Consider the following 15,375-nt stretch of genomic DNA (forward strand, 5'->3'; position numbering starts at 1 on the left):
GAGGCTCTTCCAGCACCCGATGTACGCGCATGCCGTCGTGACTGCGGCACCCGGCATCGAACCCGGACGTCGATCACCCCGGGACATACGGAGCTCGCCGCGGTGGTCGATGGGTGGTAGCGGGGTGCGAGCTTGGATCCGCCTCTTCGCCGCCGCCTCGTCCGGGCTGCTGTTGTACGCCACATTTCCGCCCGTCGATCTGTGGGTTCTCGCTCCGGTGGCGATTGCCGTGTTACTACTGGCGGTCCGCGGGCGCACAGCGCTGGCGGGAGCCGGCTACGGCTTCGTCGCCGGGTCGGCGTTCTTCGTACCCCTTCTGCCGTGGGTGGGGGAGTATGTCGGATCGACGCCGTGGCTGGCGCTGGCCGCCGTTCAGGCACTCTTCGTCGCAGGTTTCGGCGCCGTGGCGGACCGGATGTCCCGACTACCGTGCGGGCCGGTCTGGGTGGCATGCGCCTGGGTGGCGATGGAGGCGGCGCGCTCGCGGATCCCGTTCGGCGGTTTCCCCTGGGGCCGAATCGCATTCGGTCAGTCCGACGGTCCGTTTCTGCCCTTGGCCGCTTTGATCGGCGCACCAGGGTTGTCGTTCGTCGTGGTGTTGATCGGGGCCGCTGTCGCCAGTGCCATCGTGTCCGGTCGCCTCCGCCGAATAGGGGTAGCGGCGTCGTACCTGGGCGCCGCAGCTGCACTGGGGGCGCTCACAGTGGCAGCTCCACTGTTCGCTCCGCCGCAGCAGGACACGGTCACCGTTGCCTTGGTGCAGGGCAACGTGCCGCGGCTCGGTCTCGACTTCAACGCCCAACGGCGAGCAGTACTGGACAACCACGTCGCCCGTACGATCGATCTTGCCGCCGACATCGAGTCCGGGCGAGTGCGTACGCCCGATCTGGTCATCTGGCCGGAGAACTCCTCCGACATCGATCCTCTGCGCAACCCCGATGCCGCCGCACGTATCGACGCCGCAGCCCGAGCAGTCGGAGTCCCGATTCTCGTCGGCGCGGTACTGCGCCGAGACGATGACACCACGACGAACACCTCGATCGTGTGGGATCCCGTCACCGGGCCCGGACAGACACACGACAAGCGGCAACTGGTGCCTTTCGGCGAATACCTGCCGCTGCGCACGATCGTCACTGCGCTGTCCCCCTATGCTGCCCAGGCAGGAAACTTCGTCCCCGGCGAGGGTAACGGTGTCGTCGATCTCGCAGGAGTGCCAGTGGCGGTGGCCACCTGCTACGAGGTCGCCTTCGACTCGTTGCTCACAGATTCCGTTCGCGCCGGTGCCGAGCTGATCGCGGTGCCTACCAACAACGCCACTTTCGGCCGCACCAACATGACCTACCAACAACTGGCCATGTCCCGGGTGCGTGCCGTCGAACACGGACGAAGCGTCGTGGTCTCCGCCACCAGCGGAGTCAGCGCCGTCATCGATGCACGCGGCACGGTCACCAACCGAACGGACCTGTTCACCCCTGCAGCTGTGGTGGCAGAGATCCCATTGAGTACCGGCCTTACTCCGGCGACCGTCGTCGGTGCCGTTCCGGAATGGACACTCGCAGCGGGGGCCGTTGTAGCACTGACTTTTTCGCTACGACGACGACCACGAGTAATCGCACCCACCCCACCAACTACTATGCTGCGTAGTATTTGATATGCAACCAGGGAAGGGTGCGTGGCGGTGACAGTGGACGAACGCCCACCATCGGTATCGCAGCGACGGTCGATCAACGCGCGTGCCGTGCTCCGCAACAGGTGGCGGCAATTGACCTCGATGCGTACCGCGTTGGTGTTGTTGTTCCTGCTCGCCCTCGCAGCAGTCCCCGGCGCCCTGCTCCCTCAGCGCAACCTCAACACACAGGCCGTCGATGCCTACATCGCCGCGCGCCCGGTTCTCGGACCGGTGATGGACACGCTGGAATTGTTCGACGTCTTCGGAAGTTTCTGGTTCACCGCCGTGTACGTCCTGCTGTTCCTCTCGCTGATCGGGTGCCTGACCCCCCGACTGGTCGAACACGCCAAATCCTTGCGCGCACAGCCTGTTCGAGTACCTCGAAACCTCATGCGACTGCCGCTGCATCACCGCGGCGAACTCCCCGGCAGCCCGGAAAAGATCATGGGCGAGATCACGCAGCATTTGAAAGGATGGCGAACGGCCCTCCGCCCCGAACCGAACGGGGTGCTCACTCTCTCCGCCGAGAAGGGCTATACCCGCGAGGCAGGAAACCTGCTCTTTCATTTCTCGCTGATCGGTCTGCTCGTTGCCATCGCCATCGGCAAGCTCTTCGGCTACGAGGGCTCGGTCATCGTCATCGCCGACAACGGACCTGGTTTCTGCAACACCTCGCCTGCGATCTACGACTCCTTCCGCACCGGCAACAGCACCGACGGAACCGGACTCGAGCCCTTCTGCATCCGGGTCAAGGACTTCACCGCCGACTACCTCGACAATGGTCAGGCCAAGATGTTCACCTCGAACATCTCCTACCAAACCGCCGACGACATCACCGCCGGCACCTGGCGAGACTTCCAACTCCAGGTCAACGAACCCTTACGGCTCGGGGACGAGCGTGTTTATCTCACCGGACACGGTTATGCCCCCGAATTCACCGTCACCTTCCCCGACGGCCAGAGCCGCACCGAGGCCCTACAGTTCCGCCCGGACGACGCCACCACGTTCCTCAGCAGCGGGGCGCTGCGGTTCGACCCGCCCGGTGGAACATACGCCACCGCCGACGAGCGACGCCGAGGCCAGATCGCCATCGAAGGTCTCTTCGCGCCCACGGCACAATTCAACGGAACCCTGCTGTCCTCCCGCTTCCCGGAATTGGTTGATCCAGCTGTGGCAGTGGACATCTACAAAGGCGATACCGGCCTCGACACCGGCATCCCGCAGTCGATCTTCTCGCTGAACAAGGAGATGATCAATCAGGGCCGGCTGGTGAAACAGGACCGGGTCAACCTGCGGCCCGGGGAGTCCACAACCCTCTCCGACGGCACTGTCGTCCGGTTCGACGGCGCCAAGGAGTTCGCGAACCTGCAGGTCGGGTACGACCCTGCACAGCGGTGGGTTCTCGTGTTCGCCATCACGATGATGACCGGACTCCTGATCTCCCTGGTGATCACACGCCGCCGTGTCTGGTTCCGGGTCCACCCCGGCGAGCACGGCGCCTCGAGAGTGCACATGGGCGGGTTGGCTCGCACCGATCACGCGGGATGGGGACCTGAATTCCAGACCCTCCGCTCACAGATCTGGCCGCCGACAACCTCGAGCGACTCCGAGACCCACGACAGAGAAACGGTGTAGCACAATGCCGATCGACGACACCCTCGCCCGTTGGAGCGACATCAGCTTCGAGACCGCCTTCGTGGTCTATCTCCTCGCAGCGATCGCATTCCTCGGGCAACTGGCAACGACCCGTACCGCGGCACTGCACAATATGGAGCGACTGCGCACGCGCGTGATCGCAGCGACATCGACGACGCCAGGACGCATTCCCGACACACCCCGTCGGGTTCCCTCCGAACGCTTGGCCCGCACCGGACTCGGGCTGGTGATGGTGGCACTGACTCTGCACATCGGGTCGATCGTGCTTCGTGGGATCGCCACCAGCCGGCCGCCGTGGGGCAACATGTACGAATTCGTCTCGGTCACCTGCGCTGCCGGTGTTCTGGCTGCACTGTGGGTTCTGCGCTCGAAGCCGCTGCGCACCCTGTGGTTGTTCGTCCTGGTGCCGACGTTGATCCTACTGTTCGTCGCCGGAACCGTGCTGTACGCCAATGCGGCGCCGGTAGTGCCGGCGCTGCAGTCGTATTGGCTCCCGGTGCACGTTTCCATCATCTCGCTCGGAAGCGGAGTGTTCCTGATCTCCGGTGTGGCGAGTACGTTGTTTCTGCTTCGAATGCGGTATTCCGCGAACACCAGCAGCCGAGTGGGCCGAATCGTCGCCCGTCTGCCCTCCGCGCAGACACTGGATACGCTGGCCTACAAGACCACCATCTTCGCATTTCCACTCTTCGGTGTCGGCGTCATCCTCGGTGCAATCTGGGCCGAAGCCGCATGGGGCCGGTTCTGGGGCTGGGACCCGAAGGAAACGGTCTCCTTCATCACCTGGATCGTCTACGCCTCCTACTTGCACGCCCGCGCCACCAGCGGATGGCGCGACACCCGGGCAGCATGGATCAACATCGTCGGATTCGTGGCGATGCTGTTCAACCTGTTCATCATCAATATGGTCGTCTCCGGACTGCATTCCTACGCAGGATTGAACTGATGACTCCCGCTACGTGTCTCCGAGCGCGTCCGCGAGGTCCTGCGGAATCGGCATCGGCGTCGTCAGCCCCGCCTCCACCCGGCCGGTGTTACCGACCGGGTATCGCCCGGACCACGATCCTGGAGCAGCGACAACGATCCGGATCAACTGTCCCCAGGATTCGCGCCGATCATGCTCTTTTGCAGCAGCTTTCAACATCTCGACGTGGTTGCGAGTATGCAACCACGGATAGGGCTGCGAGAGGATATGTGCTCGTTCGAGGTGATGCCACCGCACCTCGGTTGTCGATGCCCCTGCTGCCGCAGTCATTTCGATCGCATAGAGCTTGCGTGCAGTCCGATTACCTCTCACAGGACTCTATCTCTTTCCGTGGCCGGGTTCGCTGTGCGCGGGCGTCGACGTGCAGCAGGTACATCCATCCGAGCACCCGGACCTGTCATCGTCTGCTCCGATCGGCGTCGGTGATGTCGCCGCGTGAGAGATCAGTAGGTTTCCAGGCGCGAGAGGTGCGGCGTTCTTCGGCGCCGGGGCGCAGCAGGCGTCTTCGAAGGTCGCCGCGGGTGCGATCGTGACATTGAGGGCACCGGACGCCGCGGGCGGTGGGACGAATCCGTCCAAGGGCGTGGTGCGGGCGGCGCGAATCGCGTTGGCGATGACCAGGACTTCGGCGAGTTCGTGGACGAGCACCACAGTGGCCAAGCCGAGGACACCGGTAGCAGCCAGCGGGACGAGCACGCCGATGATCGCAATCGACAAAGCAATGTTCTGGATCATGATGCGCCGGGCGCGCCGAGCATGGGCCAGTACCTGGGGTAGGTGCCGTAGGTCCTCACCCATGAGGGCTACATCGGCGGTCTCGATGGCGACGTCGGTTCCCATCGCGCCCATGGCGATACCGACATCTGCGGTCGCCAAGGCGGGAGCATCGTTGACGCCGTCACCGACCATGGCAATCTTTCGTCCGGCCGCGATGTCGGCCAGCAGTGCCGCTTTGTCCTCGGGTAGAAGCTCCGCGTGGACAGCGGTGATACCTGCTGCCCTCGCCAGGGCCCGCGCGGTGAGCGCGTTGTCGCCGGTGAGCATCGCGGTGTCGATGCCGAGCGAGGTGAGTCGCCGGACAGCGTCGGCAGCCTCGGGTCGGAGTTCGTCGCGGACGGCGATCGCAGCGATCAGAACTCCGGCGCGTTCGACGAGTACCACTGTGGCACCGCCGCTTTGCAGACGAGCAACATCGGAGCCAAACGTGTCCGCGCTGGGGTGGGTGTCGAACCAGCTCGGCTTTCCGAGCCTGATGTCGGCGCCGTCGAGGGTTCCGGTCAGGCCGTGTCCGGCGATGGCAATGACATCATCGGCTGCCGCAACGGTCGATACGGAGGCCAGGATGGCGCGGGCGAGAGGATGCTCGCTGCGAGCTTCGAGCGCAGCTGCAACAGCCAGCGCGTCCTCGCGGCTGATTCCCGCAGCGGTGACGACGTCGACGACCTCGGGTGTTCCTGCGGTCAGGGTGCCGGTCTTGTCCAGCGCGACGACGCGGATGCGGCCCAGCTCTTCCACTGCTGCACCGCCTTTGATCAAAGCTCCGTTGCGGCTCGCGGCACCGATGGCCGCGACCACCGACAGCGGCACCGAGATGGCCAACGCGCACGGTGATGCCGCAACCAGGACCACCAATGCTCGTTCGAGCCACAGCATGGGGTCACCGATCACCGCACCGATGCCGCCTACGAGTGCGGCGAGAATCATGATCGAGGGCACGAGAGGACGTGCAATACGGTCCGCCAGCCGCTGGCCGGACCCTCTGCGGTCCTGGGCCTGTTCGACGATGCGGACGATGCGAGCCAGTGAACTCTCCGATGCCGGCGCGGTGACGGTGATCTCGATGGCCCCGCCGCCGTTGATGGCACCGGCGTGCACGTCGTCACCGACACCGGCTTCGATGGGTACGGACTCGCCAGTGATGGCGGACACGTTCAGATTCGTCGAACCGCGTGCGATGGTGCCGTCCGTAGCAGCTCGTTCGCCCGGCCGCAGCACCATGGTGTCCCCTACGACGACGTCGTCGGGGGACAGGGTCGACTCGATCCCGCCGCGAATGATCGACACTGTCGGCGGCACCAAGGACAGAAGTGCGCGTAGTCCGCGGCGGGTCTTGGTGACCGCATATTCCTCGAGCCCCTCGGCGATGGAGAACAGGATGCCGAGCATCGCGGCTTCGGGGATCTGGCCCAATGCGATGGCGCCGAGGAGTGCGATCGTCATCAGTGTGCCGACACCGATTCGGCCGTGTCGCAGATTCCTCACTGCCGCGGGAACGAAAGTGACGGCGGCGATCGCGGCAGCGATCAGACCGCCGACGGTCGCTACCGTGTCGGCACCTGTTCGACCGAGCAACCACGATGCGGCGAGGACGATCGCGGCTGCCGATGCGAGCTGCAGTTCGCGGACCTGCCACAGCCTCTGGGGTGCGTCGATGAGAGCCGAACTACCCGTGCTCGCACTGTCGGCGGCGGATTCGGTGTTCGGCGCAGCGGGGGTCGGTCCGCAACACGCGTCAGCCATGATCGACCCCGGTGAGATCAGCGGCGGTCGAGGCAGTGGCCAGTGGCTCGGCCAATATCGCGAGCAGTCGCGTGCCGCGATCGGTGAGCGAATACATGACCAACTTGCCCTCTCTGTTCGATGTGACGGCGTCCGCGGCCTTGAGTTTGCGAAGGTGATGGGAGACCAGCTTCTGGCTCTGTCCCACGATCCACGCAATGTCGCAGCCGCACATCCGCCCGCCCGCATTCAAGGCCAGTGCGATGGTCAGTCGGGTGGGGTCACCGAAGGCTCGAGCAGCATCGGCAAGCGGTTCGATATCGCCGAGCGCGGGCAAGGTGGCGCGAACGCTCTCGGCGTACGGGAGGTCCATACACAGCAGATCGCACGAATCCAGAGGTTCCAAGGGCATGACCACAATCTAACAATCATGCGATCGTTAGGGAAGACGTTCGAGCAAACATTCGTGCGATTGTTAGTGTATGTCGGTTAGAACCGCCCATATCGGGCCACGTCAGTCGGAACGAATCGAGAAGAAGGTAGTTGCATGAGCCGACCGTTGAAGATTTCGTTGTCCCTGGTGATCGTGTTCGCCGCCGCGTTGGCAGTATTTCTGGTGGTGGACCGATCAGGGTCTCCGGATGCCGCGGCCACTGAACAGGCTGCGGCCGACCCCGCCTCGATTGCGGTGCGCGAGAACAGTCATCGGTTGAACTCGGTACCCGACGGCCGGGTCACATTCGTGGAGTTCCTCGACTTCGAATGCGAGGCATGCCGGGCCGCCTACCCGGCGATCGAACAACTACGTGAAGAGTACGGCGATCGGGTGAGCTTCGTGGCTCGCTACTTTCCCATCGCCTCCCACTTCAATGCCGAACGTGCTGCACGCGCAGTCGAAGCTGCAGCCCAGCAGGGCGGCTTCGAGGCGATGTATCAGCGGATGTACGAGACGCAGGCGCAGTGGGGCGAACAGAAGGTTCCACAGGACGAGCTGTTCCGCAGTTTCGCAGTCGAACAGGGACTCGACATGGAAAAGTTCGATGCCGCCTACACCGACCCTGCGACGCTCGAGCGCATCGAAGCCGATGTCGCGGACGGAATGGCGCTCGGCGTGCAGGGCACACCGACGTTCTTCCTCAACGGCACCAAGATCGAACCCACCACCTACGGAGACCTCGCCGATGCCCTCGACGCTGCACTCGGCTGACCTCGCAACCGCCCCAACCCGGCACAGCGGACCGTTCGGCCGGAGCTTGCCCTGGCTGCTGCTGGTGGGCGGCCTGACCGGACTGGTCGCCGCGTTCGTGCTCACAGTGGAAAAATTCGCTCTTGCGCTCGATCCCGACTATGCCCCGACATGCAGCATCAACCCGGTACTCAACTGCGGATCGGTGATGGACACCCCGCAGGCATCCGCATTCGGATTCCCCAATTCGCTCCTCGGGATCGCAGGCTTCGCAGTCGTGGCAGCAGTGGGCGCCGCCCTTCTCGCCGGCGCGGTGTTCGCACCGTGGTTCTGGGGTGCCATGCAGCTCGGCGTCACTGCTGCTGCAGTCTTCGTGCACTGGCTGATAGCGCAGAGCCTGTACCAGATCGGCGCCTTGTGCCCGTACTGCATGGCGGTGTGGGGGGTCACCGTAACGATATTCTGGTACGTCACTCTGCGGAACCTCGACAGTGCCAGGTCGAAACCCGTTCCCCGGCAATGGCTCCGACAATGGTTCCGACAATGGCCTGACTCGGTGGTACGCAATCACTCCATTCCGCTGACCGTGTGGTTTCTCGCCGTGATCGCTCTGATCGCGCAGCGCTTCTGGTCGTACTGGTCCACGCTCCTATGACCCGCCACGTACCGTCGGCCCCTCCGCCGCGCCCTCAAGAGAGAAGGTCGGGCAGGTGACGCGCGGCTGGTCGATTGTCATGCTCGTACTTGTCGTTGCATCGATCGCCGCACTGTGGCCCCGGTCCAGCGCCGACGAGCGAGCATCTACCGCGAACTCCAGCGTGCCGGTCGGACCCACACCGTCCAGCCCGCCCCACTCCGGCACCGCCACCGTGGACCCCGCAGTGTCATCGTGCCCGGTTCCGGTTCCTGGACCGGGACGAGGCGGTCCGCTTGCCGGGGTAACGGCGCGCTGCATCGCCGACGCGGCCGAAGTCGACCTCGGCGAAGCTCTGGGCAGCGAGGTGACGCTGCTCAATCTCTGGGCATCCTGGTGCGCTCCGTGCCGCACCGAGATGCCCGTCCTCGACACCTACGCCGCAGAACCCGACGCGATCCGAGTCGTCGGAATCAATGTCGAGGACCGGCCCGCAGACGCTGCCGCGCTGCTGACACAACTCGGCATTCGCTACCCCAACTACATCGACGACGGCGCCGTCCAGAACGCACTTCCGGCTCCGCCGGTCCTTCCCCTGAGCTTCCTCGTCCGTCCGGACGGAACGATCGAGCGCGTCACCGACCCGACGGTGTTCGAGACTCCAGATCAGATCCGCACTGCAATAAAGGATTACACCTCATGAGACGCTGTCTACGTATGTGGGTTGATGCACGCCAGCGGGGCAGCAAGCCCGCTGCAGCAACGGCATCGATTCTTGCCGTCGTGCTACTGATCTCCGGATGCTCGGCCGGCGCCGGCGCAGTGTCATCGGGAGGTAGCTTCGACTTCGTAGCACCCGGCGGCCAAACGGACATCTTCTACGATCCACCCGAAACACGGGGAACCATAGGCGTACTCGCAGGACCCGATCTGATGGAGGAAGGCACGACCACCGCACTGTCGGACTACGTCGGTGACGTAGTGGTGATCAACCTCTGGGGCCAATGGTGCGGGCCCTGCCGCGGCGAAGCCGACGACCTCGAAGAGGTCTACGAATCCGCCCGCGAGCGTGGTGTGCAGTTCCTCGGAATCAACGTTCGAGATCCGCAGAAGGACAAAGCGCAGGACTTCGTGATCGACAACAACGTCTCCTACCCCTCGATCTACGACCCCTCGATGCGGACGCTCATCGCCCTCGGCGGGAACTATCCGACCAGTGTGATTCCCTCGACGCTGGTACTCGATCGCACACACCGGGTAGCGGCAGTCTTCATGCGCGCACTTCTCACAGAAGACCTGCTCCCGGTCGTCGAGCGGATAGCTGCCGAATGACGACCCTCTTCGCCCAAGACATCGGGTCGGCGTTCCAGAATGCGGCGTCGAGCGGCCCCCTGGTATTCGCACTCGCTGCCTGCATGCTCGCAGGGCTGGTCTCGTTCGCCTCACCGTGCGTTGTGCCTTTGGTGCCGGGATACCTGTCCTACCTCGCGGGCATCGCAGGCGCCGATGCTCGATCAGGCGATGCCCACTCACCCGGCACCTCGAACACCAAAGGGTCGTCGACGAGCCTGGCGAGTCGCTGGCGTGTGGCCGGCGCCGCGTCGTTGTTCGTCGCCGGGTTCACCATCGTCTTCGTCCTCGCCACAGCCTCGGTCTTCGGGGTCATCGGCACGCTGCGAATCAACGAGCAAGTACTACAACGCATCGGCGGTGTCATCACGATCATCATGGGTGCGGCATTCATCGGATTGATACCCGCCCTGCAACGCGACATCCGGTTCGCACCTCAACGCATCTCCTCCCTCGCGGGAGCCCCACTGCTCGGTGGGGTGTTCGCGCTCGGCTGGACGCCATGTCTGGGGCCTACCCTCGCTGGGGTGCTGTCCGTGGCGGCAGGAACCGAGGGTGCTACCGCAGCCCGCGGGGTCACTCTCATCGTCGCGTACTGCCTGGGACTCGGTCTGCCGTTCGTCATCCTTGCGTTCGGCTCGAGTTCGGCGATGCGTGGTGTGGGGTGGCTTCGGAGGAACTCCCAGCGGATCAAGGTTGCGGGCGGTGTCGTCATGATCGCAGTCGGGGTAGCGCTGCTGACAGGCGTATGGGGGTTGTTCATCGCCTGGATACGCAACGAATTCGTGACTGCGGTTGTACTGCCCATCTGATGGTGGGCACCCCCCCCCTGATCTGCACACGCGTTGCGCAGTTCGGGTTACCGAACTATATTTTCAGGGTCCTGTAATCCCGTCGGCGTTGGGTGTGATGTCATGGCTGTGCTTCAACGCCGATCTCCCCGGGCGTCGTCGAGGTTCCGAGCGGGATTCGTCCTGCTCGGTCCGGCGTTCGTCGCCGCGATCGCCTATGTCGATCCCGGCAATGTCGCCTCCAACGTCAGTGCGGGCGCACAATTCGGATATCTACTGGTCTGGGTGATCGTCGCGGCGAACGTCATGGCCGGCCTCGTGCAGTTCCTGTCCGCCAAACTCGGCATCGTCACCGGCATGACCCTCCCGGAGGTTGTCCGGGAGAAGTCGAGCAGGCCTGTGCGGCTGGCGTACTGGGGGCAGGCCGAAGTCGTAGCCATGGCAACCGATCTCGCCGAGGTGGTCGGTGGTGCTATCGCCCTGTACTTACTTTTCGACCTACCGCTTCTGCTCGGGGGTCTCATCACCGGAGCGGTATCGATGTTGCTGTTGCTGGTACAGGACCGCCGGGGTCAGCGTCCGTTCGAGTTCGTAATCCTGGGGCTGCTCGGTGTCATCGCCGTGGGGTTCTTGGCCAGCGTTGTCGTCGAACCGCCATCGTTCGCCGAAGCGGCAGCCGGGTTGGTTCCCCGATTCGACGGCGCCGAAAGCGTATTGATCGCAGCCGCGATGCTCGGTGCGACAATCATGCCGCACGCGGTGTACCTGCACTCCGGCCTCGCACGTGATCGTCACGGTCACCCCGAGGCAGGGCCTGTCCGTCGGCGGTTGCTGCGGATCACCCGCGTCGATGTCGGGTTGGCGATGCTGCTCGCCGGTGCGGTGAACATGTCGATGCTGCTGTTGGCAGCGTCGACGCTGGGGGGCCGCGAGGGCGTCGATTCCATCGAAGGAGCCCACGCCGCAGTAGGGGACACTCTAGGGCCGGTCGTAGCACTGTTGTTCGCGGTGGGACTGCTTGCCTCCGGTTTGGCGTCGACATCGGTCGGGGCGTACGCCGGTGCGATGATCATGGATGGCCTACTGCGCAAGCGCATCCCGATCATGGTGCGACGGCTCGTGACCCTGATTCCGGCACTGGCGATCCTCGCCGCTGGGGTCGACCCCAGTCGCGCACTCGTCGTCTCACAAGTCGTGCTGTCCTTCGGTATTCCGTTCGCCCTCATTCCATTGGTGCGGTTCACCTCCGACCGCATGTTGATGGGCAGCGATGCCAATCACCGAATCACGGCGTACGCGGCATGGCTCATCGCGGGAATCGTTGTCGCGCTCAACATTGCGCTGATCTACCTCACCGTATTCTGACGTAGCTACCGCTGGCGGCGCGGCGCAATTCCGATCAGCGCTGAAATGGGCGAGCCCCGGCCCCAACCCGAAACTCATCCGATGGTCGTCGGTGCCCGCCACCCGGCGACCATCGGGGACAGTGAAAGAAAAGATCCAAGATGCGCGGCCACCCGCGCTGTAACAGGTGAAACGCGTACCGCACTCGTAGCCTTGACGACTACAGGGGGACGCTGTTGGTCGCTACTTTTCGCTCCGAAGTCGAACGGGAACCGCATCGTGGGTGCATGCATTGGTTCAACACCAGCCGCCTGCACTCCTCGATCGCCTACCTCAACCCGTCGACTACGAGTACCGACGGCAAATGCTCGACCGCCACCTCCAACCGCGAAGTGGCTGGGAACTAGGGGTCTCCATCAGATCCAGGATGCCTCAGTATCGGTGTTGGCGAGGTTGACCTGCGCTGTAGTTCACTCCCGGTCTGATTCTTCGTGGGTGGCCCCTGAGTGGAGATTGGTGGGTGTCGAATCAGCGACACGCTGTTCGAGCCATCGCGTAACCTCGTGGCACTCTGATCGTTCGGCGGCAGCGAAGGGTGTCAGTCCGTCGTATCCGATCCAGTTGATGTCGGCGCCATGGTCCAGTAGGACTGTGGCGGTGGAGACATGACCTCCATGGCATGCGCCCCAGAAACTACTGGTGACGCTCTCGTGGGTGGTCAACTCCGATTCCAGGAGTCGTTCGACTTCACTCTCGAGGCCGAGAGCAGCTGCTTCGAACAAATTGACTGAAGCTCCGTGCGCGACGAGTCGACGCGCGGCATCCCATTGCCCGAACGCTGTCGCATCTGCCAGAGGTGTCCCGCCTGCAATGACCGCGCCCTTTGCCTCGATATCTGCGCCTACGTTCAGCAACGCATCTATAGCTTCGACATCGTTGCTACTTGCCGCCCAGTGCAGCGGCGTTTCCGAGTGCTCGCCCAGACTGGGGGAGTTGGGATCTGCTCCGGCCGAGGCAAGGACGGTGATGGTTTCAGCGACGTTCGGAAAATGGCCCGGCCAGTCGGTGGCCACGTGCATGAGGGTGCGCCCCTCGTGCCGAGGCAAACGGAGAGCGGCGAGTTCGGGCGTTGCTGCCAGCAGCCGTCGGAGTGTCGTGACATCGCCTACTCGAATCGCGGCGATGGCGGCCTCATGCATGGGATTGTCGATCAACGCGTCGAGGATCCACTGGTCGTCGGGGACACCTCTGGTACCGGTCGATGTCTGATAGAGGCGGCATTGCACGCCGAATCGATCGGCCGTGTCCACCGAACCCGGTTGCGATAGAGGCGTAGCCGCGACGTCGCTTCCGTTGACTCGCACCGTTGGTGAGCCGAGGAACCTGTTGGTTCGAGCTTGTTCGTCGGTGGTGATCTCGTTGAGCGCCACGGTCGCGGTGATGTGGTCTCGCTCGAGCAGATTGCGCAGGTGTGGCAGCAGTTGTTCGTGGTGTGGGCATCCCTTGACGTAGAGCACCTCGATGACCGGTGGCCCGTCGAGAATGCAGATGTCGGCGATCAACCCGTCCCGTAGCGTGACTCGGACTGTCATCTCCGGCGGCGCGTCGTCGTGATCGAGCCGGGAAACCTCTACACGGACTGTGAGGACGTTGTCCAGGGCGGTGTCAATTGGTTCGATGTTGCTGACACGAAGGGTGAGCCCACTGTCGAGCAGTCCGGCGTAGTGGTCACCTACTTGTGTCCGGTCGGTGCATTCGTGTCCCGCGCCGCGAAGTTCTCCGCCCCACCTCACATCGTCGGTCAGCAGGGCGGTGAAGGCATCGCGTGTACGTGCAGCCAAAGCAACAGTCAACGCAGTTGCCAGCTGGTCGGTCGCGCCATCGCGCGGTGATTCGGTCATTGTTCGAACTCCTGACACAGCGGGTGCCCCGGTTGGTGACGGGTTCCCTCGTTCAGCATGCGTATCTTGTGTTTCGTGCGGAGGGTCTTTTGGATTCAGCCTAGAGCGTTTCGATCCGCTGCACTGCATAGTGAACACTCACTGCAATTGCGTTTGTCGCAATTGAAACGACCCCGAACCTGCGCGATCTAATCATGGGTCGGTGATCGTGCGGTGGCCGCTGTGAGCGTTGCCGTAGCGTGCACTGCTCGGGGCGAGGCGGGGAACGAGCCGGACGTAGGCGACCATCCCGATCAGTTCCACCAATGTCTGTGTCACCACGACGACCGCTGCGAGAGACAGGGCCGGTGGGAGCGCGAGTGCGAGAGGCAGGACGACCAACGAATTGCGGGTGGCACCGGAAAAGATCAACGCCCGCGTGGCTGGAACATCTTGACGAGTCACCCGGGCGGTCGCCAGTCCGACGACTGCCATGATGATCAGGAACGCAGCGAAGATCGGCACCACCCCGACCAGCTTGGCTCCTTCGGTGCGGACCGCGTCGATCTGCGACGCAACGACAACGGCGAGGGTGGCCATCATGACTGGAACCATCACCGAAGCCATGAGATCCATTGCCTGGGTCCCGATTCGGTGTCGGCGAGCGAGCGCTTGGGTCAGCGCTGCCAGCATCAACGGAGCGACGATCAGTAGTACGAACGCTTCGACGAAGGGTGCGATGTCGATGATCTCCACCAGCTCGGATCCGACCAACAACCAGAGGTAGAGCGGAAGAAACAGGATCTGCAGCAGCATCAACAGCGGCGCGCTTGCGAGGAGTCTTTCCGATGCGGCCCCGGCCAGCCCGCTGAAGACGATGACGTAATCGATGCACGGCGCCAACAGCACCAGCAGCACCCCAACCAGGACCGCCTGATTGCCGGTTACGAACCGAGTGAGCGCGAACACGACGATCGGCACGAGAACGAAGTTGAGTACCACCACGGTGACGAGGAAGCGTCCGTCGCGCAGCGATGCACCGATGGCGGAGAACGGAACTGCGAGAAATGTCGCGTAGAGCAACACGATCAGCACCGGGTTGATGGCAGTCTCGAACGTGTGCGCCGACGACGGTGCACTCAACCCGGTGACGGCACCGACCAGCAGCGCGAGCAGGTAGAGCGGAATCTGGTGCTTCTCCAGCCATGCCACCACCGCGGTAGCGCTCGAATCGTTCACGCGGTGCCTGCTGCAGGGTTCGTCGAGATCAGCCAGGTGCAGTCCGGGTTGCACGGTGTCGACGCATCGGGTGTGTCCCCGAGACGGGTTGGTTGGGTCCCCAGGTAGAAGTCCAGTGTCTGTGTGAGTTTCGTGTCCGAGA

14 protein-coding genes and 1 pseudogene are annotated in these 15,375 nt (G+C 63.8%); 10 read left to right on the plus strand and 5 right to left on the minus strand.

What is annotated here, in order from left to right:
- The first annotated feature begins 109 nt into the window (after window positions 1-109).
- Genes lnt through ccsB form a run of 3 tightly spaced genes read left to right on the plus strand, consistent with a single transcriptional unit; the run spans window position 110 to window position 4,271 of the window.
- Window positions 110-1,651, plus strand: coding sequence for an apolipoprotein N-acyltransferase (lnt, locus tag ACODSO_RS26710; protein WP_052061951.1), 1,542 nt, complete (start codon window positions 110-112; stop codon window positions 1,649-1,651).
- Between the two features lie 27 nt (window positions 1,652-1,678).
- Complete coding sequence (resB, locus tag ACODSO_RS26715; protein WP_052061952.1) at window positions 1,679-3,304, plus strand: cytochrome c biogenesis protein ResB; 1,626 nt, start codon at window positions 1,679-1,681, stop codon at window positions 3,302-3,304.
- Window positions 3,305-3,308: 4 nt separating this feature from the next.
- Complete coding sequence (ccsB, locus tag ACODSO_RS26720; protein WP_094731895.1) at window positions 3,309-4,271, plus strand: c-type cytochrome biogenesis protein CcsB; 963 nt, start codon at window positions 3,309-3,311, stop codon at window positions 4,269-4,271.
- Window positions 4,272-4,280: 9 nt separating this feature from the next.
- On the opposite strand, the gene ACODSO_RS26725 is transcribed toward ccsB, so the two are convergent.
- Genes ACODSO_RS26725 through ACODSO_RS26735 form a run of 3 tightly spaced genes read right to left on the minus strand, consistent with a single transcriptional unit; the run spans window position 4,281 to window position 7,221 of the window.
- A complete protein-coding gene (locus ACODSO_RS26725; protein ID WP_037161248.1) occupies window positions 4,281-4,622 on the minus strand; it encodes a DUF3703 domain-containing protein in 342 nt (113 codons plus the stop codon).
- Window positions 4,623-4,628: 6 nt separating this feature from the next.
- Window positions 4,629-6,830: a heavy metal translocating P-type ATPase gene (locus tag ACODSO_RS26730; protein WP_489039661.1), complete on the minus strand. Its 2,202-nt coding sequence runs from the start codon at window positions 6,828-6,830 to the stop codon at window positions 4,629-4,631.
- The gene (locus ACODSO_RS26735; protein WP_037161351.1) at window positions 6,823-7,221 is read right to left on the minus strand and encodes an ArsR/SmtB family transcription factor; all 399 of its coding nucleotides are present in this window, start codon (window positions 7,219-7,221) and stop codon (window positions 6,823-6,825) included. Before ACODSO_RS26735 ends, ACODSO_RS26730 begins: the two co-directional genes overlap by 8 nt.
- 135 nt (window positions 7,222-7,356) lie before the next feature.
- On the opposite strand from ACODSO_RS26735, the gene ACODSO_RS26740 reads away from it, so the two are divergent.
- The 7 genes and pseudogenes from ACODSO_RS26740 to ACODSO_RS26770 form a co-directional block, all read left to right on the plus strand.
- Window positions 7,357-8,016 (plus strand): DsbA family protein, encoded by a 660-nt coding sequence (locus tag ACODSO_RS26740; RefSeq protein WP_489039663.1) that lies wholly within the window; start codon window positions 7,357-7,359, stop codon window positions 8,014-8,016.
- Window positions 7,991-8,650, plus strand: coding sequence for a vitamin K epoxide reductase family protein (locus ACODSO_RS26745; protein WP_037161250.1), 660 nt, complete (start codon window positions 7,991-7,993; stop codon window positions 8,648-8,650). Before ACODSO_RS26740 ends, ACODSO_RS26745 begins: the two co-directional genes overlap by 26 nt.
- 55 nt (window positions 8,651-8,705) lie before the next feature.
- Window positions 8,706-9,332: a TlpA family protein disulfide reductase gene (locus ACODSO_RS26750; protein ID WP_489039665.1), complete on the plus strand. Its 627-nt coding sequence runs from the start codon at window positions 8,706-8,708 to the stop codon at window positions 9,330-9,332.
- 14 nt (window positions 9,333-9,346) lie between these two features.
- Window positions 9,347-9,961 (plus strand): TlpA disulfide reductase family protein, encoded by a 615-nt coding sequence (locus ACODSO_RS26755; protein WP_489039672.1) that lies wholly within the window; start codon window positions 9,347-9,349, stop codon window positions 9,959-9,961.
- The gene (locus ACODSO_RS26760; RefSeq protein WP_489039667.1) at window positions 9,958-10,791 is read left to right on the plus strand and encodes a cytochrome c biogenesis CcdA family protein; all 834 of its coding nucleotides are present in this window, start codon (window positions 9,958-9,960) and stop codon (window positions 10,789-10,791) included. Before ACODSO_RS26755 ends, ACODSO_RS26760 begins: the two co-directional genes overlap by 4 nt.
- 102 nt (window positions 10,792-10,893) lie before the next feature.
- The gene (locus ACODSO_RS26765; RefSeq protein WP_489039669.1) at window positions 10,894-12,135 is read left to right on the plus strand and encodes an Nramp family divalent metal transporter; all 1,242 of its coding nucleotides are present in this window, start codon (window positions 10,894-10,896) and stop codon (window positions 12,133-12,135) included.
- Between the two features lie 230 nt (window positions 12,136-12,365).
- Window positions 12,366-12,521, plus strand: a pseudogene (locus tag ACODSO_RS26770) (IS3 family transposase); the annotation flags it as partial.
- A 63-nt stretch (window positions 12,522-12,584) separates the two neighbouring features.
- On the opposite strand, the gene ACODSO_RS26775 reads toward ACODSO_RS26770, so the two are convergent.
- Window positions 12,585-14,015 (minus strand): ankyrin repeat domain-containing protein, encoded by a 1,431-nt coding sequence (locus ACODSO_RS26775; RefSeq protein WP_206511206.1) that lies wholly within the window; start codon window positions 14,013-14,015, stop codon window positions 12,585-12,587.
- Window positions 14,016-14,207: 192 nt separating this feature from the next.
- Window positions 14,208-15,209, minus strand: a complete 1,002-nt coding sequence (locus ACODSO_RS26780) for an arsenic resistance protein (protein ID WP_489039674.1) — start codon at window positions 15,207-15,209, stop codon at window positions 14,208-14,210.
- Window positions 15,210-15,375 lie beyond the last annotated feature (166 nt).

Source organism: Rhodococcus sp. FG69 (genome assembly GCF_057808915.1).

What these genes read in the sequence shown, in the direction of transcription:
- lnt (WP_052061951.1), top strand. Translation starts at nt 110, where the DNA reads ATGGGTGGTAGCGGGGTGCGAGCTTGGATCCGCCTCTTCGCCGCCGCC.
- ccsB (WP_094731895.1), top strand. Translation starts at nt 3,309, where the DNA reads ATGCCGATCGACGACACCCTCGCCCGTTGGAGCGACATCAGCTTCGAG.
- ACODSO_RS26730 (WP_489039661.1), bottom strand. Translation starts at nt 6,830, where the DNA reads ATGGCTGACGCGTGTTGCGGACCGACCCCCGCTGCGCCGAACACCGAA.
- ACODSO_RS26735 (WP_037161351.1), bottom strand. Translation starts at nt 7,221, where the DNA reads ATGCCCTTGGAACCTCTGGATTCGTGCGATCTGCTGTGTATGGACCTC.
- ACODSO_RS26740 (WP_489039663.1), top strand. Translation starts at nt 7,357, where the DNA reads ATGAGCCGACCGTTGAAGATTTCGTTGTCCCTGGTGATCGTGTTCGCC.
- ACODSO_RS26745 (WP_037161250.1), top strand. Translation starts at nt 7,991, where the DNA reads ATGCCCTCGACGCTGCACTCGGCTGACCTCGCAACCGCCCCAACCCGG.
- ACODSO_RS26755 (WP_489039672.1), top strand. Translation starts at nt 9,347, where the DNA reads ATGTGGGTTGATGCACGCCAGCGGGGCAGCAAGCCCGCTGCAGCAACG.
- ACODSO_RS26760 (WP_489039667.1), top strand. Translation starts at nt 9,958, where the DNA reads ATGACGACCCTCTTCGCCCAAGACATCGGGTCGGCGTTCCAGAATGCG.
- ACODSO_RS26765 (WP_489039669.1), top strand. Translation starts at nt 10,894, where the DNA reads ATGGCTGTGCTTCAACGCCGATCTCCCCGGGCGTCGTCGAGGTTCCGA.
- ACODSO_RS26775 (WP_206511206.1), bottom strand. Translation starts at nt 14,015, where the DNA reads ATGACCGAATCACCGCGCGATGGCGCGACCGACCAGCTGGCAACTGCG.